Here is a 17,903-nt window from a genome sequence, read left to right on the forward strand (position 1 = left end):
CCGGACATTTTCATATGATTGTCAAAAGCTCAAGCCAGCTTGAAATTCCGCCCGAATGCGCCATTGTTGGCGACGGGCTGGGCTTGGTTGAAATGGAGGATCCACTATGGGACTTTTTGACAACGCCGTTCCCGGCGGCAACATCACCAAACCGCTGATGATCGCGCTCGGTGCGCTGCTGGTCGGAAAGATGCTGAGCGGCAGAAGTGCCGAACAGCCGGACCAGCCTCAAGCTCCCGCGCCGGCCGATCCCACGCCGGTCGGCACCGCGTCCGGTGACGGCGGCCTGCTCGGCGGACTGGGCGGCCTGCTCGACAAGCTTAGGAATGCCGGCCATGGCAATGTGGCCGACTCCTGGGTCGGCACAGGGCAGAACCAGTCGATCAACGCCAATGAGCTGGGCAACGCGATCGGACCGCAGGTCATTCGCGAGATCGCCCAGCGGACGGGGCTCGACGAGCAGGAACTGCTCAAGCAATTATCCGCGGCCCTGCCCGGCATCGTCGACAAGCTGACGCCGAACGGCCAGGTGCCGCAGCAGCACCAGGTCGCGTCAGCGTTCAACAGCTAGCGCGGCACGCCTCGATGCCTGAAACACTGCGCGCCTGCCGCGCAGTGTTTCAGCTTACCCATGTGTAGCTAAAAATCTGGAGCGGGTAGCGGGAATCGAACCCGCACCAAGAGCTTGGAAGGCTCATGTGATACCATTTCACCATACCCGCGCACGCAGGCCCTAGCTATTCGACAAGGTTCCGAAGGTCAAGAAGCCTCTCGCGATCCAAACCGATATTGCAGACCAGGCTCGACGTCATTGTCCGATCAACGTCAAGCCAAACAGAACGACTAACCACAAGCCTGTCGCTGCTACCGCCAGCCGGGGCAAGATGCCCTCGCTGGTCAATTGCATGAACAAAATGGCGATGATCGCGGCCTTGGCCGCGGCGATCGCCAGGTTGAGCGCCGAATTCAATCCACTGAGGTCGAGGAACGACGAGCCGACCGTCAAAGCCAGCAAGGCCAGGAGCCCGAGATAGGCGAATGTAAGCTTGCGCATGTGGTTCATCGGTTGATCAGATAGAGAACGGGAAACAGGAAGACCCAGACGACATCGACGAAATGCCAGTAAAGCCCGATTGCCTGGACACGATGAGCGCGGCCGGCATCCGCCGTGCGTGGCCAGAGCAGGAGCATGCCGGCAATCACGGCGATGCCGCATATCAGGTGCAGCGCATGCAGCGAAGTCATGGCGAAATAGAGCGCGAAGAAGAACTCGGCATGGGCCGGATCTGGGCCTGGGAAGTTGAACGGCGCGCCAAGAACCGGCGCCAGGCCCTCCTCGAATTCCCTGCCGTACTCGATGGCCTTGACGAACAGAAAGACAATTCCAAGCAGGGCCGTGCAGATCAACGCCCAGACGGCCGGGCGCCAACGCCGGCTGGCCGTGAACATGTGAGCAAGCGCCATTGCGAAGCTGCTGGTCAAAAGAACGGCCGTATTCAGTGTGCCGAGCGACAGCGATAGATGTTGTGATGCAGCGGCGAATGCGGGTCCGTAGCTCGATCGTGCGAAGAAAAACACCAGCAGGACCGCGCCGAACAGCATCGCTTCGGACCCGATGAACACCCACATGCCGAACGTGTCGGCAGCCTTCTCGCGGGCCTTTGTATCGAAGGCGACACTTTCGGTACTCATCGGGCTTCGTCCCTGTGCGGACTGAACGTCTCGTGCTGCAACCCCTTCATCGCATAGTCATAAGCGGGCCGGCTGACGCTCGGCATGGTGTCGAAATTATGCGGTGGGGGTGGTGAAGCCGTCTGCCATTCGAGCCCGGTCGCGCGCCACGGATTGGCGGGCGCTCGCGCACCTCGAAACATCGACCAGCCGAGATAGAACAACGGCATCAGGTAGCCCACCGCCAGCACCACCGCGCCAGCCGACGACAGGACATGCCAGAACTGAAATTCGGGCGGATAAGTGTGATACCGCCGTGGCATGCCGAGAAAACCGAGCACGAATTGTGGAAAGAAGGTCAGGTTGAAGCCAAGGAAGGTGACCGTCGCGGCGATGCGTCCCCAGGTCTCGGAATACATGCGGCCGGTCAGTTTCGGCCACCAGAAATGCAGCCCCGCCATGTAGGCCGTCACCATGCCGCCGACCATGATGTAGTGGAAATGCGCCACGACGAAGTAGGTGTCGTGGACATGGACATCGATGGCGAGCGCCGCCAGGAACAGCCCAGCCAGCCCCCCAAAAGTGAACAGCGCCAGGAAGAACAACGCATAGAGCATCGGCGTCTCGAAGCTTATTTCGCCCTTGCGCAGCGTCAGGCTCCAGTTGAACACTTTTATCGCCGAAGGGATGGCGACGCAGAACGACAGGAACGAGAACAGTACGCCCGCATAGGCCGATTGGCCGGAGACGAACATGTGGTGGCCCCAGACGAGGAAGCCGAACACCGCGATCGCCATCGAGGACAAGGCAACGGCCTTGTAGCCGAACAACGGCCGGCGGCTGAAGCAGGGCAGCACCTCCGAAACGACGCCCATGCCGGGTAGGATCATGATGTACACGGCCGGATGCGAATAGAACCAGAACAAATGCTGGAACAGCAGCGGGTCGCCGCCAAGCGCCGGGTTGAAGATGCCGATGCCGAAGACCCGCTCGAGCACGATCAGGAGCAGCGAGGCGGCCAGTACCGGCGTCGCCAGCACCATCACCAGCGCGGTGGCGTACATCGTCCAGACGAAGATCGGCAGCCTGAACCAGGTCAGCCCCGGCGCGCGCAGCGTATGGATGGTGACGATGAAATTGATGCCGGTCATGATCGTCGAGAAACCGACGATGAAGACGCCAAGGGCCGCCATCGACACGAAACCATTCGCATAAAGCGTCGAGAGCGGCGTGTAGAAGGTCCAGCCGGTGTCGACGCCGCCGGCGAGCACCGAGGCCAGGGCAAAGGCACTGCCGAGGATGAACACATACCAGCTGGCGAGGTTCAGGCGCGGAAAGGCGAGATCGCGCGCGCCGATCATCAATGGCAAAAGGAAATTGCCTAACGTCGCCGGGATCGAGGGCACCAGGAAGAACCACACCATGATGATGCCGTGCAGGGAGAACAATCGGTTGTAGGTGTCGTCGGAGACGAGGTCGCCAGCAGGGGTGGCAAGCTCCACGCGCATCAGCACGGCAAAGGCGCCGCCGAGGAAGAAGAAAGCCGTGAGCGACACCAGATAGAGCCAGGCGACGCGCTTGTGGTCGGTGGTCAGCAGCCATGCGGCAGGACCGGCGCCCTCGCCAAGATAGCTCGAAGGCCTCAGCGCTTCGGTGCTCATTGGATCGCCTCGTTCCTGGTTGCCGCCCGCGGTGAAAGCGATTTGAGATAAGCGAGCAGCATCTGCATCTCGCCCTCGTCGACAATTCCATCGAAGCTCGGCATCACCGGATCGTACCCGGCGGCGATTTCCTTCTTCGGGTCGAGGATGGAATCGCGCAGATAGCGTTCGTCGGCGATGACGGTCTGCTGGTTGTCCAACGCCACCGGCCGTCCGAAGACCCCGGCGAGATCCGGCGCCCTCACCTTGCTGGACTTTTCATGGCAGCCGGAACAGCCGAGCGCCCGAAACAGTTTTTCACCATCTGCCGCGAGCGTGTCGCCCTTGCCCTGGTTTTCCAGCCATGTCGCATAATCTTCCAGCGGCATCACCGTTACCCAGCCGCCCATTTCCGAATGCTGGGTGCCGCAATATTGCGCGCAGAACAGATGATAGCGCCCGGGCTCCTCGGCGATGAACCAGACATGCGTGGTGCGGCCCGGCACGGCGTCCTGCTTGACCCGGAAAGCCGGTACGAAGAAGGAGTGGATGACATCCTGCGATGCCAACGAGACGATCACCGCCTTGCCGACCGGCACATGCAGCTCGTTGATCTCGCGTTGGCCGCCGGGATGACGGAACTCCCACATCCACTGCTTGCCGAGGCCGGCGATTTCGAGCGCATCGGGTGGCGGATGTTCGCGACGCAGGAACAGCACGGCGCCCCACCCGAAGATGACGAAGGCGATCAGCAGGCTCGCTACTGTCCAGGCCACCTCCAGGGGCAGGCTGCGCGCGCGCTCGCCGGTTCGTTCGGCCCTGGAGCCGGCGCGATATTTGATGGCATAGAAGACGACGAGGCTCGCCAGGAAGATCCCCAAGGCCGCGGTGAACGCCAGCAAGGCGTAGAACAACGTGTCGACGCTGCCGGCAATCGACGATGCCTCGGGCGGCGTGAAGGGAATGCCGAAGCTCAAACCCGCCTCCCCCGCGTCAGCATGAAAAGGCTGGCGCCGAGCACCAGCAGCATTGCCAGTCCCGCTATCTTCAGAACCGCCTGTATCGTCGAGGTGTACTGCCCTTTCGAGGTATCGAAGCCGGCGCAGAGCAGGAAGACATGGTCGGCGATCGATCCCAGCCGCCCTGCCGACGCCTCGACCAGAGCGAGCCTGAGATCGCGCGGCTCGAAGGTCAGCGCTGGCAGCACCTGCGCGATCCGCCCTTGCGGCGTCAGCGCGATGACGGCGATCGGATGGACGTATTGGGCGATGCGGTCACGCCGGTCGAAGGTGATGCCGGCCTCCGATGCAAGGTCGGCACCCGCGCCATCGGCACTGGTCAGAAAACGCCAGGCCGACAAGCCGGACTGACCGGCGGACCCCGCGACCTCGCTCCGGACAGAGGCCGCGTCTCCGGCGGTTTCCGAAGGATCTATCGAGACGAAAAGCGCGTGATAGGTCGAAGGATCCAGGCCGGTCTTGGTCAGATCCGAGGCCACGGCCTGCTGTGTGACACCGCACAGGTTGGGACATTTGTCATAGCCGAAGATGACGAGCGCCGGCCGACCTTCGAGAATGCCCGATAACGGCGTCTGCTTGCCGGAGCTGTCTTGAAAAACCCGGTCGAGATCGAGTTGGGCGCCGATTTGCGGATCGAAAGACGGTCGCGCCGCGGCACTGGCGGCAGTTGGAAGAAGCAGCAAGAGTATCAGCAGCCCCAAACGCGTCATGGGCTCGCTCCCGTGGCCGGTGCGGCTTGGCTCGGCTGGCGCGCCTTGTCGTTTGGCTGCGCGGTGAATGATCCGGCGTGGCAATTGCTGGCCTGTGGCGCGCGTGGAACCTGGCCTTCGAGCAAGGCGCAATCCTTACCTGCCGAAGCGGCCGCGCCCGCCCAGTCCGGCAGACCTTGCGCCGCAACCAGCTTCATCGCGTCTTCGATTGGAATGCGCGCTATGCCGGCACTGCGGTCAACCCAGGTAAGCTTGCCGAGTTCCTCCTCTTCCTGTTTGCGGAATGTCGCGAGGTCGGCTTCCGGCAAGTGCTGTAGTGCGGGACCTGCTTGGCTGGACTTCTCGGTATTCACCAAGGGCCGGTATGGCGCCGTATCGAAAATCAGCTTCAGTGCCAGCGCCGCAAGCGCCAGGAAGACCAGCAGGGCGACCCCGAAGAGCAGCAGGGCGCGTGGCCAGACATCACGCGTTTCGGGATGCAAGGCCTTAGCCACGGACCAGCCTCCTGCGCCACATAGCGATCCGATCCGGCCTCGCCCAGAGGTAAAGGAAAAACACATACCAGGCGCCACCCGCCCCTGCGAACGCCGCAAGGTCCGGCCAGGACACCTGCGCGCCGGCTGCCGACAGCGACGGGCGAACGCGCCAGACGACGTCGAGGAAATGTCCGGCAAGAACGGCCGCGCCGAGCCCCAGCAGGCCGCGATGGCTGCGTTTGACCGAGCGCATGAGGAAAGCGAAGAAGGGCACCACGAACTGCAGCGCGATCAGCAACCAGAGCAGATATTGCCAACCATCCTGGCCACGAAGCACGTACCAGTGGATTTCTTCCGGCAGGTCGCCGGCCCAGACGATCAGCCACTGCATGAAGGAGAGGTAGGCCCACATCAGCATGAAGCCGAACAGCATATTGGCGACGTCTTCACCAAGCGCCACGTCCTCCTCGCCACCCGGCATCGTCTCGATCGCGCGGCCGGCGGCCAACACGACCAGAGCCAATGCACATGCGCCGACGACTTCGGCCGCGGCTTCGAGCATCGCGTAGATGGTCGACGTGAACTCCGGCTCGATCGACAGCATCCAGTCGATCGCAAGCACTGTTACGGCCAGGCCGTGGACAATGAGCCCGATCGCATAGCCGGTGGTGGTCCCCTGTCTCGATCTGTCGCCACCAGGCTCTGTCCAGCCGATGACGAGCCAAGCGAGCACCAGCCACGCCAGTGCGCACGCCAGGAAGCGACCGATGAAGAATGGCACGTTGAGATAGGCAAGTTTTTGCCGCACCGCTTCCGGCAGCATCGCGGGGTCCGCTCCCGCCCAGGGAAAGACCAGATCGAGCCGCGCAAGGGTCGGTAGGAGCAACAGCAGCGCCACCGGCAGCGTCGCGACGATGGCGCGCAAGGGCGGACGCAGCGCGTCGCCCCAGCGACCACCGGTCAGGCCATGGACCATCAGGATGGTCATCGCGCCAAGCGGCAGTCCGAGCAGGGACAGCGCTGCCGTCAGCCAACCGGCCAGCGTTGTGCGCGGATCGAAGAAAAGTCCGACGCCGCAAAGCAGAAGTCCCGCGGCGGCTATCACAACCGCCGGAGCAAAAAGATCATCGGGCCATGCGAAGCGCCTCATCGCGCGGCCTCCGCATCGAGTTTCGCGCGAAGGGTCTCCGGCAGCGCATCGCCAGGTGCATGGCGTGAATATTGCAACGCCCTGATATAGGCGACGATCGCCCAGCGATCGGTCGGTGGCACCCGCGCGGCATAGGAATACATGGCGCCATAGCCGTTGGTGATCACATCGTAGAAATGGCGATCGGCTGCCTTGCGCAGCGCGTCCTGATGATAGCTCGGCGGCGCCGGGAAACCACGCTGGACCACCATGCCGTGACCGTCGCCGGTGCGGCCATGACAGGGAGAGCAGAAGATGTCGAAGCGTTGCTGCCCGCGCTGGAGCAGCGCCATGGTGACCGGGTACGGAAATTTGTCCGACGCTGCCGCGAGATCGGCGTCGCGCGCCACGGCGCCTTCGACCGGCGTCCGGGCCGACATGCCGTCGGCGAATTGCTTGCTGGCGTCGAGCGGGTTGTAACGCGGCTGGTCGGCCATGTCCTGCTTGCAGCCGGCGAGCAGCAGGAGGAATGGCACAAGCAGTGCACGCCCCCTCATGCCTCCACCTCCTCGACCGTTTCCGCGCCAAGCCGCGTCAGTTGTCCCTTGGTGACGCCCTTGCGGTATTTCGGATCGGCCGCTTCGACGAGCAGGTAGAACTTGCCGCCCCGCGCATAAGTGAAGGTCTTGGCATTGAAGACTGGATGGTAGTATCGCGGCAAACCGTTCGCCCAGAGCATGCCCACGAACCCGGCCAGGGCGGCGCCCAGGATGGCTGCCTCGAAGGCGATCACCGTAAAAGGCGGCCAGGAATGCAGCGGCCGGCCGCCGACATTGACGGGGTAGTCGATCTCGACCGAATAGAGGATCAGTGCGTAGACCAGCAGGCCGCCGGCAATGCCGCCCGCCAGCACGGCCCATGGCAGCCGAGTCCTTGGCATGCCCAAAATCCCGGCAAGGCCGCGCACCTCGAAGGGCGAGAACGCGTCCATGCGCCGGTAACCCTTGTCGCGCATCGTCCGTGCCGCTTGCGTCAGCGCATCGGGATCGGCGAATACCGCGATGACGCCATGCAGGCTCATGCGGCCCCGCTTTTCTCTTCGACCAGTTCCTCGACCTCGAAGATGGTGATCGCCGGCAGGATGCGGATGAACAGGAAGACCAGCGCGAAGAAGGTGCCGATCGAGCCGAACAGGATGCCGAAATCGAGCCAGGTCAGCGACTGTTCGCCCCAGGACGATGGCAGGTAATCGCGGCTCGGACCAGTCACCACGATGACGTAGCGCTCCAGCCACATGCCGATGTTGATGACGAGCGCGATCGAAAACAAAATCGGCATATTGAGCCGCACGCGGCGCAGCCAGAGCAGCTGCAGCGCGATGCAATTGCAAAACAGCATGATCCAGAACAATGGCGCGTAAGGACCAACGGCGCGCTGGACCATTATGGCGCGCTCATAAGGCTGCCCGGAATACCAGGCGAAGAATGCTTCCGACGCGTAGCCGTAGATGACGATCATGCCGGCCGCGATCATCAGCTTGGCGGCGTTCTCCATGTGGCGCAACGTGATCAGGTCTTCGACCGCGAAGGCCCAGCGCAAGGGAATGGCGATGGTCAGCACCATGGCAAATCCGGAGAGCAGCGCGCCGGCGACGAAGTATGGCGGGAAGATCGTCGAGTGATAACCCGGTGCAATGGCAAAGGTGAAGTCGAGCGCGACGATCGAATGCACCGACACGACCAGCGGCGTGGCGAGCGCTGCCATCAGGAAATAGACGGTCCGATAGCGCGCCCAGTGGAAGGCCGAGCCGCGCCAGCCAAGCGCCAGGATGCCGTAGAAGAGTTGCGCGGCGCGTGATCTGGCGCGGTCGCGCAGCACGCCGAGATCCGGCAGCAGGCCCATGTACCAGAACAGCAGCGAGACGGTGGCGTAAGTGGCGATCGCGGAAAAGTCCCATACCAGCGGACTGCGCCATTGCGGCCAGTGCATTTGCGTGTTGGGCAAAGGCAGCAGCCAGTAGAAGAACCATGGCCGGCCGAGATGCAGGATCGGGTAGAGCCCGGCCATTGCCACGGCAAACAGCGTCATAGCTTCGGCGAAGCGGTTGATCGAGGCGCGCCAGGGCTGGCGCAGCAAAAGCAGCACCGCCGAGATCAGCGTGCCGGCATGGCCGATGCCGATCCACCAGACGAAGCTGGAGATCATCGTGCCCCAGGCAACGGGGATGTTGATGCCGTATGCGCCGACGCCGACCGAGATCAGGTAGGTGATGGAATAGAGGAACAGCAGTACCAAGGCGAAGCAGACGAAGAACGCCGCCCAGAAGAAACGCGGCAGCTTTCCTTGCAGAACTATCGCGCTGATGCGGCCGCTGATCTCGGGGAAATCATGGTGGCCGCGCAGCACCGGTGCTCGCGGCTGGGCTTTTTCGGCTCTGGCGCCGACCGCTTCAGCCATCGCCGGTCTCCGCACCAGGTTTGCCGGCGATCCCGGCGTTCGGATTGCTGATCTTGCCGAGATAGGTTGTGCGCGGCCGCGTGTTCAGCTCTTCGAGAAGCGCATAGTTATGCGGCGCGGCTTTCTCGCGCGATACGTGAGAATCCTTCTTTTTTATATCCCCGAAGGTGATGGCCTGCGTCGGGCACGCCTGCTGGCAGGCGGTGACAACTTCGCCGTCGCCGATCTCACGGTTCTCGATCTGCGCGCGGATGCGCTTTTCGGCAATGCGCTGGACGCAATAGGTGCATTTTTCCATGACGCCGCGCGAGCGCACGGTGACGTCAGGATTATGCACGGCCTGCCGTGGCCCAGCGCTTTCCTTGTCGAACTCCTGGTATTCGAGGAAATTGAAGCGGCGCACCTTGTAGGGGCAGTTCTGCGAACAGTAGCGCGTGCCGATGCAGCGGTTGTAGACCTGCGCGTTCAGGCCGTCATGGGTATGGATCGTTGCGTTGACGGGACAGACGACCTCGCATGGCGCCTTCTCGCAATGCATGCAAGGCACGGGTTGGAAGAAGATGTCGGGCTGGTCGACAGCGCCGGCATAATAGCGGTCGATGCGCAGCCAATGCATCTCGTGGCCGAGCGCGGCTTCATCCGGTCCGACGGTTGCGATGTTGTTCTCGGCCTGGCAGGCCGATACGCAAGCCATGCAGCCGATGCAGGCCGAAAGGTCGATCGACATGCCCCAGGCCTCCTGGTCGTAGGTCCAATCGGGGTACAGCGATTCCGTCGGCGCCGGCGGCACGCCTTCACGGACGAAATGCGGATTTTGCCTGAAGGCATCGAGCGTCGCGTGTCGCACGATCGCCCTGCCCTCCATCGCCTGGTGGTGCTGGGTCGTCACCACGCGCGCCGTACTGTCGCGCGCAGCCAAGACGAGGCCATCGGCAAACCAGGGAGCCTCGGCGGTGCGCAGGGGGAAAGCATCGTAACCACCCGACAGCGCGGCGACCGAACCGACCTTGCGGCCAAAGCCGAGCGACAGCGTCACCGTGTCGTCGGGCTGTCCGGGCATGATCCAGGCCGGCGCGTCGATATCCTTGCCGCCTCGTGCCAGATTGACCATTTGCCCGTTTTCTAGTCCCAAGCGCTGCGCGGTCGCCGGTGAGATCAGTGCCGCATTGCCCCAGACAAGCTTGCTCAGCGGGCGGGGCAGTTCCTGCAGCCACGATGAATTGGCGTGACGGCCATCGCGCAGCCAGGGGTCGGCAACGAAGCGGACCTCCAGCCGATCGGCAACGGAGGCATGCGGCGTGGGACCGCCGATATCCGCCGGCATCGAGACGGCGACAGGAGCAGTGACGGTATTCGGCACGACACCATCGCGCAGTGCCTTTCGCCAAGCCGGCTCGTCCATGGCCGTCCATGTCGCGCGTACCAGGGCCTGCATATCGGCATTGAACTCACCGCCGAGCGCCGCCAGCAGTTGATGCAGGCTCTTGCCACCGAACAGAGGCTGGATCAGCGGCTGCACGATCGAGACCGTACCGTCATAGGCGCGGATGTCGCTCCAACTCTCCAATTCGTGCGCGGCGGGAATGTGCCACTGCGCCAGAAATGCGGTCTCGTCGCGATAGAGCCCCCAGTGGAAGAGAAGCTTCAGCTTCAAAAAGGCCTTGCGTACATCGACGTCCGACGGCGCCGTATGCAAGGGATTGGAACCGAGCACCATGGCGCTGTCGACCGATCCGGTCGCGATGGCCTGGCAAAGCGCGGCAAGATCGCCTTCGATCGGCATGGTGTCCGGCGGCTCGATGAAGTCCAGCGTGTTGCCGATGGCTCCAAGTCTGGCATTCATGGCAAAGGCAACGGCATGGACAAACGGCGTGTGATGCGCGCCAGGCATCACCAGTGCGTTGCGGCCGGCGCTGCGGAGATCGTCGACAAGCGCGTTGATCCATTCCGGACCGAAGGGTGACAAGCTGGCCGCATGCAGGTCGCCTTCCAGGGCAGCCTTGATTGCGACGGCAACGCCCTCGACGGCACTCGGTCTGACGGCATGGCGATGGTCGGCCGCCGCACCCGTGATTGTGGGTGTCGACTCGACGACGTAGAGACGGCTCATCGTGTCCGTCGATTGACGCACGCGCCGCCGCCCGGCGAAATCGCGGGCGTAGGCCAGACGCCCCGGCCCTTCGCCGAGGAAATCGGCATCAAGGCTGACGATCACATCGGCGCGGTTTAGATGGTAGATCGGCGTCAGCGGCCTGCCGAACAGCTTGGCCGTTGCCTGCTCGTTCGCGCTGGCCGCAAGCGGATCGTGCTTGAAGACGCGAAGTTTGGGATAGCGCTGCCTGAGCGATCCGATCTGCGCCCTGGTCGTCGGCGACGTTGTTGCCTCGATCAGCAGTGCCAAACCTTGCCCGCCCGAAGCGGCCAATCCGCCGGCAAGCTTCGCCATGTCCTTGAGAAAGTCGCCGTAACCCGCCGGCTCGCCTTGCCTGAGCGGCGTACGCGACCGTTCGGGATCGAACAGCGACAGCACCGCCGCCTGCATGACCGCATCGGTAGCGCCGCGCGAGGCCGGATGATCCGGATTGCCCTCGACCTTGGTCGGCCGGCCTTCATGGCTCTCGACAACCGCGCCGATACCGTAACCATCGCTGGAGAGTGCGGTCGCATAGTAGAGCGGCTTGCCTGGAATGATGTCTTCCGGCTGGCGCACGTAAGGCACGATGCGCTCCGCTTCGCTGCAGGCGGTCAGACCGGCCAGCGAAAGCGACGCGCCCATCAGCTTCAACAAGGTGCGCCGGTCGAGACTGAACGGCAGGCGTTCGGCGATCGCTGGAAATTCCGCCTCGACGAAGCGCCGGAACTCCGCCGTTTCGGCCAGTTCGTCCAGGCTCCGCCACGGCTCGCGTCCCGTCGCGGCCCGCCGCAATGCCGCAAGATCCGTGGCTGGGAACGGCTTGATGTCAGCGATGGCAGACATAGCAATCCGTCATCGTCTCGGGGTGGATATCAAGGATGCTGATCAGGGAACGCCTGACCTCTTCGATGTCCTGCGGCGGTTTCCAGTGCAGCTGAAAGACATCCTGCGGCGGACGGAGATTGGGACCGGGATCGCGATGACAGCCCAGGCACCATTCCATCGACAGCGAATGCGCGCGCTGCATCAGCGGCATCTCATCGACGTCGCCGTGGCAGGTCTCGCAGGCGACGCCCTTGGCGATATGGATGGAGTGGTTGAAGTAGACGAAATCCGGCACGGAATTGACGCGCTGCCATTGCAGCGGCTGACCTGAGGCAAGGCTTGCACGCACCGGTGCCAGCATGTCGGCATCGGTGAAGAGTTGCGAATGGCAGGTCATGCACACCTCTGTCGCCGGCAGTCCCGCCGAAGCCGACGTCTCGACGCCATTGTGGCAATAGCGGCAGTCCAGTCCGATATCGCCGACATGGTGCTTGTGACTGAACGGGACTGCCTGTGCCACGGGCCGGCCCACGCCGGTGATGAACCCCGAACGCAAAAGTGCCGTGCCGCCGATGGCCGCGAAAATCGCGAAGAAACAAAGTCCCCACAACACGAAGCGGGCAATTCCATTGGCATTGCTGGAAAAGACCTGCGGCATCCCCTCGCCGATTTGCATGTTTTTTGGATCGAGCGCCTAACGGCGGGGACGTGCCAAAGGTTCCGTAGGCGCGGAATGCTCACAAAATGGTGACGTTCGGGCGCTGCCGAAAACAGCAGCAAACCGCAACCATGCGCAATGGCGGGCGTTCGACATGATCACGATAAATGCCACGTGGAAATGTCGACATGACACACGCCAATCCAAACCCCGCCACTCTCACCCGCTCAGGTCTCGCCTTCTGGTGGTCCATGTTCATAGGCGTATTGCTGGTGATACTTGGCCTGCTGATCGGTGCAGGCGGCGCCTGGCTGATCGCGCTGGGCGGGTCTTGGTACTACCTGCCTGCTGGAGTGGCGCTCCTGGTCGCCGGGATTTTGCTTTTGAGCGGCAATGCCGCAGGCGTCTGGCTTTACGCCCTAACCTGGATAGCGACGCTTGCCTGGGCCTATTGGGAAGTGGGCATGGACGGCTGGGGGCTGATGCCCCGCGTGCTCGCCCCGACAATTATCCTAATTTTCGTTTTGCTGACCTTGCCGGCCTTCAGCGCTGACCGCGCGAAGCGCGTTCGCGACGCTGCGTACGCGACCACATCCGCTGGCGTTGTCATTGTCGGCTGCGCAATCGGGCTCCATCATTTCACGCTTGCGGCACAATCGCAGGAAGCGATCGCTCCTGCCACGCCGCCAGTTGGAGGCACGGTGGGAACCGCCCCGCCGGCTCAGGCCGACACCGCGATCCACCAGGCTGGGTCGAATTGGCCTGTCTACGGCGGCTCGGAGCTGGCTACGCGGTATTCGCCCCTCAAACAGATCACCGCCGGCAACGTGGCGAAGCTGACCAAGGTTTGGGATTTCCACACCGGCGACATGCCAAGCAAGGCGGCGGCCGACAAATACTCTCCGGAAAACACACCGCTCGAGGTCGACGGTCACCTCTTCGCCTGTTCGGCCAAGGGTATGGTCATCTCCGCCAATGCGGCGACCGGCAAGGAGGAGTGGCGGTATGATCCGAAAGTGTCCGATGACGCCATTCCGTACGGTGCCACCTGTCGTGGTGTCGCCTATTACGCCGCTCAAGGAGCAAATGCCGAGCAGCCATGCGCGACACGCATCCTGTGGGGCACGCTCGATGCCAGGCTGATCGCCATCGATGCCAGGACCGGCAAGGCATGCGGTGATTTCGGCCAGCAAGGCGTCGTCGACCTCACCCAGGGGCTCGGCAAGACGGTTCCTGGCTGGTACTCGGTGACGGCGCCGCCGACCATCGTGCGCGGCGTAGCCGTTCTTGGCGCCCAGGTGAAGGACGGACAGGCTGAAGATGCCCCATCGGGCGTGGTGCGCGGCTATGACGTGATATCAGGCAAACTCGTCTGGGCGTGGGACATGGGCCATCCCGACCGCACCGGCGCGCCGCCCCAAGGCGCCACTTATACGCGCGGCACGCCCAATATGTGGACCGTCGCGGCCGCCGATCCTCAGCTCGGCTATGTCTATTTGCCGCTCGGCAACGCCTCGGTCGACTATTACGGCGTCGATCGCAAGGACTTCGAAAATCAATACAACTCCTCGATCGTGGCCATCGATGTCACGACAGGCAAGCCGGTCTGGCATTTCCAGACCGTCCATCACGACCTTTGGGATTACGACCTTGGCTCGCAGCCGACGCTCGTCGACTTCCCGACAGCCGAGGGAAAAGTCCCAGCAATCATCGTGCCGAGCAAACAGGGCCAGATATACGTGCTCGACCGTAAGACCGGAAAATCGCTCTTCCCGGTCGAGGAGCGGCCGGTTCCGTCGGGTGGTGTCGAACCCGAAAAGCTGTCCAAGACGCAGCCCTACTCCGGCTATGCGCATCTCGACCAGCCGGTGCTGACCGAGAAGGACATGTGGGGCATGAGCCCGCTCGACCAGCTCTACTGCCGCATCCAGTTCCGACAGGCCTCCTACCAGGGCGAATATACGCCGCCGACCGTGGACAAGCCTTTCATTGAATATCCCGGCTACAATGGCGGTTCCGACTGGGGCAGCATCGCTGTCGATACCGATGACGGCATCCTGATCGCCAACTACAATGACATGCCCAACTACAACCAGCTGCTGCCGCGGGAAAAAGCCGATCAGATCGGTTTCAAGTCGATCGAGCAGGGCGGCGGTTCGCAGAAGGCCAAGGACATGGGCGATCCGCAGATGGGATCGCCCTATGCCATCGCCGTCAACGCGGGTTGGCGACTCTCGACGGGACTTTTGTGTTCCGAACCGCCTTATGGCCACATCCGCGCCATCGACCTGAAAACTGGCAAGACGCTGTGGGACAAGCCGCTCGGCGAGGCGGTCAAGAACGGCCCATTGGGCATCCCGTCCATGCTGCCGATCGACATCGGCACGCCGAACAATGGTGGGCCGCTCGTGACCGCGGGCGGGCTGATCTTCATTGCCGCGGCGACGGATGACAAGCTGCGCGCCATCGACATCAAGACTGGCAAGGTGGTTTGGCAAACAGACTTGCCGGCAGGGGGCCAGACCACGCCGATGACCTATGAAGTCAGCGGCCGGCAGTACGTCGTGATCGCACCTGGCGGCCACCATTTCATGGAGACCAAGGTCGGTGACGAGGTCATTGCTTACGCATTGCCCGCGGGCTGAGCCGGAAGCGGTGCTCAGGGGAGCCTGAGGGCCTGGTTTGAGATGCTCTCGGCACGATCATCCCGCAGATACCACCTGGCCCCGACAGCTTGTTGGCAGAGGAAGCCGCAAGCGCGTAGTCGATGCCGTGCGCCGTCTATTCCGCTACTGCTCCGACATGAGGTGGGCACGACAAGGCATCGGGCCGGCGCTATACCGCGCCACCGCCCCGTTTGCATCGCCCCTGCGAAGCCACCTTGCCGTCGCGCCCCTTGATCGTCAGCTTATCAAATCGTCTATCCTGATCGGCAAGTCTCGAATGCGTTTGCCCGTGGCATGGTACACGGCGCTCGCCACGGCCGCCGCGGTCCCGACATTGCCTAGTTCCCCCAAGCCTTTGACGCCAGCCGGGTTGACGTCCAAGTCGACCTCGGGAACAAGGATGACGTCGACCTGTTTGATGTCGGCGTTGACCGGCACCAGATAGTCCTGCAGGTCACGATTGACGTAGCGGGCGTTGCGCCGGTCGATTTCCGTCGCCTCGTGAAGGGCTTGGCCGATACCCCAGATCATGCCGCCCATCAGTTGGCTGCGCGCGGTGCGCGTGTTCATGATGCGTCCCGCCGCAAAGGCACCGACCACGCGCGGTACCCGGATTTCGCGCGTGTAGCTGTTGACGCGCACTTCGACGAATTCAGCGCCAAAGGCGTATTTCACGGACTCCTTGTCCTGATCGCCGCCGTGGAATTCCGCCTGCCCGGCATAGAGTTTCTTCAGTGCTTCCGGTGTCGAACCCCTTGGTGCAAACTCGGCGTATTCCTCTATAGCGCCGACCTGCATCACCTTGAAGACGTCCGACAGCCTGGCGGATTTGCCGCCGCTTGCCACGATCTTCTCTTGCTCCATGTCCAGCTTGGCATTGCCGGAACCAGCCAATGGGCCATCTCCGGCGACGGCTGCCGCGAAAAGTTTTCCGCGCACCGCGTCACAGGCCTTCAGGACCGCCGAGCAGACGCTCGCGGTCGAAATCGAGCCACCCGAGACCGGCGCGGGCGGCAGGGCGCTGTCGCCCATCTCGACACTGACCTTGTCCATCCCTATCCCCAGACGCTCGGCGGCCATCTGTCCGGCGACGGTGCGCACGCCGGTGCCAATCTCGTGCGAACCGCACTGAACGCGAACCTGTCCATCGGCGGTCAAGCGAACTCGGGCCGCGCATGGCGCGCTGGCCGTTGGATAGATGGCTGTCGCGCATCCCATGCCGACCAGCCAGTCGCCCTCCCGCATCGATCCGACCGCGGCGTCACGCTTCGACCAGCCAAAGGCTTCGGCGGCCTGGTCGTAGCATTTGACCAGCGACCGGCTGGAGAATGGCTTGCCGCCGATAGGCTCTTTTTCAGGCTCGTTGATGCGCCGAAACTCGACGGGATCCATGCCGAGCGCCACAGCCATTTCGTCCATGGCGTTCTCGAGCGCGTAGACGTACGGCGTCTCCGGCGGCGAGCGCATGTAGCCCGGTGTGTTGCGATCGGCATGGACGATAGAAACGTGAGTGAGCACCGAACCATAATTGTACATGCGACCGGTGGCTGACGTGCCGCCGACGACATAAGGGTCAGGGCGTGATGTAACCTCCCAGCCCTCGTGTCCGAACGCCGTGATGCGGCCGTCCTTGCCGGCGCCGATGCGGATTCGATGCCTGGTCTCGGCCCGGTAGGTCTGGGTGTTGAAAGCCTGCATGCGGCTGACGACGCAGCGTACCGGCCGTCCAACACGACGCGCGGCAACCGCGACAATTGCAGTGCGAGCCGTCATCGGTCCCTTGGAACCGAACGCGCCCCCGACATAAGGGCTGACAATCCGCACATTGGCGGGGTCGATCTTCAACTGCCGGGCAAGTTCGATTTTCCAGCCGGTGACATTCTGGCTGGGCTCATGGACGGTGAGTTGATCGCCTTGCCACATCGCCGTGGTCGAAAACAGTTCGATCGGATTGTGATGCTGGGTCGGCGTCGAATATTTTTGGTCGATCTTGACGGCTGCGGATGCATAGGCAGCGTCGAAGTCGCCGGCTTTGACATCCTCCTGCAACATCGGGCTCTTGCCGGCCGCCGGTTCCACCTTCACGCCTTCGGAATCGAAGCTGGCGCTTGGCGATTCGTCTTCGTAGTCGGCGCGGATCAACATCGACGCTTCCTCCGCCGCCTCGAATGTCTCGGCAACGACCAGGGCGATGATCTGGCCGTCGTGGAAAATCGTCTTGTCGTGCAGGGGGGCGATGGAGCTTGCACCGGTGTTGCCAAATTTCGGCGTGTCTGTCTGATCCATGTCGCCATAGGTCAAGATGTCCAGCACTCCGGGCACGGCCCTGGCGTCATCCGTATGGAGTTTGGAAACCTTGCCCCGAGCGATGCTGCTCGTGGCTAGAGCGCCATAAGCGACATTGGCCGTGGCGATGTCGGCCGGATAGCTGGCCTGCCCGGTAACCTTCAGCCTGCCGTCGATGCGGACGACCGGTTCGCCTTGGTTTTCTTTTGGAGCTGGAGCAGCTTGATTCATG

The 17,903-nt window shown here is 62.9% G+C and carries 15 protein-coding genes and 1 tRNA gene; 2 read left to right on the plus strand and 14 right to left on the minus strand.

Translation table 11 applies throughout. The features are described from left to right. The first annotated feature begins 106 nt into the window (after positions 1 to 106). Complete coding sequence (locus tag LB543_RS14330) at positions 107 to 571, plus strand: YidB family protein (RefSeq protein ID WP_140760263.1); 465 nt, start codon at positions 107 to 109, stop codon at positions 569 to 571. A 77-nt stretch (positions 572 to 648) separates the two neighbouring features. Here LB543_RS14330 and LB543_RS14335 read toward each other — a convergent pair. The 13 genes from LB543_RS14335 to LB543_RS14395 form a co-directional block, all read right to left on the minus strand. Further along, a tRNA-Gly gene (locus LB543_RS14335) sits at positions 649 to 722 on the minus strand. An 86-nt stretch (positions 723 to 808) separates the two neighbouring features. Further along, positions 809 to 1,054: a cytochrome C oxidase subunit IV family protein gene (locus LB543_RS14340; RefSeq protein ID WP_181178677.1), complete on the minus strand. Its 246-nt coding sequence runs from the start codon at positions 1,052 to 1,054 to the stop codon at positions 809 to 811. 5 nt (positions 1,055 to 1,059) lie between these two features. Beyond that, on the minus strand, positions 1,060 to 1,692 hold the full coding sequence (locus LB543_RS14345; protein WP_224614522.1) for a cytochrome c oxidase subunit 3: 633 nt from the start codon (positions 1,690 to 1,692) through the stop codon (positions 1,060 to 1,062). Further along, on the minus strand, positions 1,689 to 3,332 hold the full coding sequence (gene ctaD / locus LB543_RS14350) for a cytochrome c oxidase subunit I (RefSeq protein ID WP_224614523.1): 1,644 nt from the start codon (positions 3,330 to 3,332) through the stop codon (positions 1,689 to 1,691). The genes LB543_RS14345 and ctaD overlap by 4 nt, the downstream gene beginning before the upstream one ends. Next, entirely contained in the window at positions 3,329 to 4,288 is a 960-nt protein-coding gene (coxB, locus tag LB543_RS14355; RefSeq protein ID WP_224614524.1) for a cytochrome c oxidase subunit II, read from the minus strand. The genes ctaD and coxB overlap by 4 nt, the downstream gene beginning before the upstream one ends. Next, a complete protein-coding gene (locus tag LB543_RS14360) occupies positions 4,285 to 5,040 on the minus strand; it encodes an SCO family protein (RefSeq protein WP_224595538.1) in 756 nt (251 codons plus the stop codon). The genes coxB and LB543_RS14360 overlap by 4 nt, the downstream gene beginning before the upstream one ends. Further along, positions 5,037 to 5,534 (minus strand): hypothetical protein, encoded by a 498-nt coding sequence (locus tag LB543_RS14365; RefSeq protein ID WP_224614525.1) that lies wholly within the window; start codon positions 5,532 to 5,534, stop codon positions 5,037 to 5,039. The genes LB543_RS14360 and LB543_RS14365 overlap by 4 nt, the downstream gene beginning before the upstream one ends. Then, the gene (locus LB543_RS14370; RefSeq protein WP_224614526.1) at positions 5,527 to 6,666 is read right to left on the minus strand and encodes a hypothetical protein; all 1,140 of its coding nucleotides are present in this window, start codon (positions 6,664 to 6,666) and stop codon (positions 5,527 to 5,529) included. The genes LB543_RS14365 and LB543_RS14370 overlap by 8 nt, the downstream gene beginning before the upstream one ends. Next, entirely contained in the window at positions 6,663 to 7,202 is a 540-nt protein-coding gene (locus tag LB543_RS14375; RefSeq protein WP_224614527.1) for a c-type cytochrome, read from the minus strand. Before LB543_RS14375 ends, LB543_RS14370 begins: the two co-directional genes overlap by 4 nt. Then, positions 7,199 to 7,726: a DUF3341 domain-containing protein gene (locus tag LB543_RS14380; protein ID WP_140760243.1), complete on the minus strand. Its 528-nt coding sequence runs from the start codon at positions 7,724 to 7,726 to the stop codon at positions 7,199 to 7,201. Before LB543_RS14380 ends, LB543_RS14375 begins: the two co-directional genes overlap by 4 nt. Continuing rightward, a complete protein-coding gene (gene nrfD / locus LB543_RS14385; RefSeq protein WP_224614528.1) occupies positions 7,723 to 9,102 on the minus strand; it encodes an NrfD/PsrC family molybdoenzyme membrane anchor subunit in 1,380 nt (459 codons plus the stop codon). Before nrfD ends, LB543_RS14380 begins: the two co-directional genes overlap by 4 nt. Beyond that, positions 9,095 to 12,079, minus strand: a complete 2,985-nt coding sequence (locus LB543_RS14390) for a TAT-variant-translocated molybdopterin oxidoreductase (protein ID WP_224614529.1) — start codon at positions 12,077 to 12,079, stop codon at positions 9,095 to 9,097. Before LB543_RS14390 ends, nrfD begins: the two co-directional genes overlap by 8 nt. After that, positions 12,063 to 12,719: a cytochrome c3 family protein gene (locus LB543_RS14395; protein WP_224614530.1), complete on the minus strand. Its 657-nt coding sequence runs from the start codon at positions 12,717 to 12,719 to the stop codon at positions 12,063 to 12,065. The genes LB543_RS14390 and LB543_RS14395 overlap by 17 nt, the downstream gene beginning before the upstream one ends. 188 nt (positions 12,720 to 12,907) lie before the next feature. On the opposite strand from LB543_RS14395, the gene LB543_RS14400 reads away from it, so the two are divergent. Continuing rightward, complete coding sequence (locus LB543_RS14400) at positions 12,908 to 15,364, plus strand: membrane-bound PQQ-dependent dehydrogenase, glucose/quinate/shikimate family (RefSeq protein WP_224614531.1); 2,457 nt, start codon at positions 12,908 to 12,910, stop codon at positions 15,362 to 15,364. 258 nt (positions 15,365 to 15,622) lie between these two features. Here the strand turns inward: LB543_RS14400 and LB543_RS14405 are convergent, their stop codons facing one another. After that, on the minus strand, positions 15,623 to 17,902 hold the full coding sequence (locus LB543_RS14405; protein WP_224614532.1) for a xanthine dehydrogenase family protein molybdopterin-binding subunit: 2,280 nt from the start codon (positions 17,900 to 17,902) through the stop codon (positions 15,623 to 15,625). Position 17,903 lies beyond the last annotated feature (1 nt).

Origin of the sequence: Mesorhizobium sp. ESP7-2 (assembly GCF_020164715.1) — a bacterium.
Lineage (GTDB): Bacteria > Pseudomonadota > Alphaproteobacteria > Rhizobiales > Rhizobiaceae > Mesorhizobium.

Excerpts from the sequence above, each read along its gene's own strand:
- LB543_RS14330 (WP_140760263.1), top strand. The coding sequence starts at position 107 with ATGGGACTTTTTGACAACGCCGTTCCCGGCGGCAACATCACCAAACCG.
- LB543_RS14340 (WP_181178677.1), bottom strand. The coding sequence starts at position 1,054 with ATGCGCAAGCTTACATTCGCCTATCTCGGGCTCCTGGCCTTGCTGGCT.
- LB543_RS14345 (WP_224614522.1), bottom strand. The coding sequence starts at position 1,692 with ATGAGTACCGAAAGTGTCGCCTTCGATACAAAGGCCCGCGAGAAGGCT.
- ctaD (WP_224614523.1), bottom strand. The coding sequence starts at position 3,332 with ATGAGCACCGAAGCGCTGAGGCCTTCGAGCTATCTTGGCGAGGGCGCC.
- LB543_RS14360 (WP_224595538.1), bottom strand. The coding sequence starts at position 5,040 with ATGACGCGTTTGGGGCTGCTGATACTCTTGCTGCTTCTTCCAACTGCC.
- LB543_RS14370 (WP_224614526.1), bottom strand. The coding sequence starts at position 6,666 with ATGAGGCGCTTCGCATGGCCCGATGATCTTTTTGCTCCGGCGGTTGTG.
- LB543_RS14375 (WP_224614527.1), bottom strand. The coding sequence starts at position 7,202 with ATGAGGGGGCGTGCACTGCTTGTGCCATTCCTCCTGCTGCTCGCCGGC.
- LB543_RS14380 (WP_140760243.1), bottom strand. The coding sequence starts at position 7,726 with ATGAGCCTGCATGGCGTCATCGCGGTATTCGCCGATCCCGATGCGCTG.
- nrfD (WP_224614528.1), bottom strand. The coding sequence starts at position 9,102 with ATGGCTGAAGCGGTCGGCGCCAGAGCCGAAAAAGCCCAGCCGCGAGCA.
- LB543_RS14390 (WP_224614529.1), bottom strand. The coding sequence starts at position 12,079 with ATGTCTGCCATCGCTGACATCAAGCCGTTCCCAGCCACGGATCTTGCG.
- LB543_RS14395 (WP_224614530.1), bottom strand. The coding sequence starts at position 12,719 with ATGCCGCAGGTCTTTTCCAGCAATGCCAATGGAATTGCCCGCTTCGTG.
- LB543_RS14400 (WP_224614531.1), top strand. The coding sequence starts at position 12,908 with ATGACACACGCCAATCCAAACCCCGCCACTCTCACCCGCTCAGGTCTC.
- LB543_RS14405 (WP_224614532.1), bottom strand. The coding sequence starts at position 17,902 with ATGAATCAAGCTGCTCCAGCTCCAAAAGAAAACCAAGGCGAACCGGTC.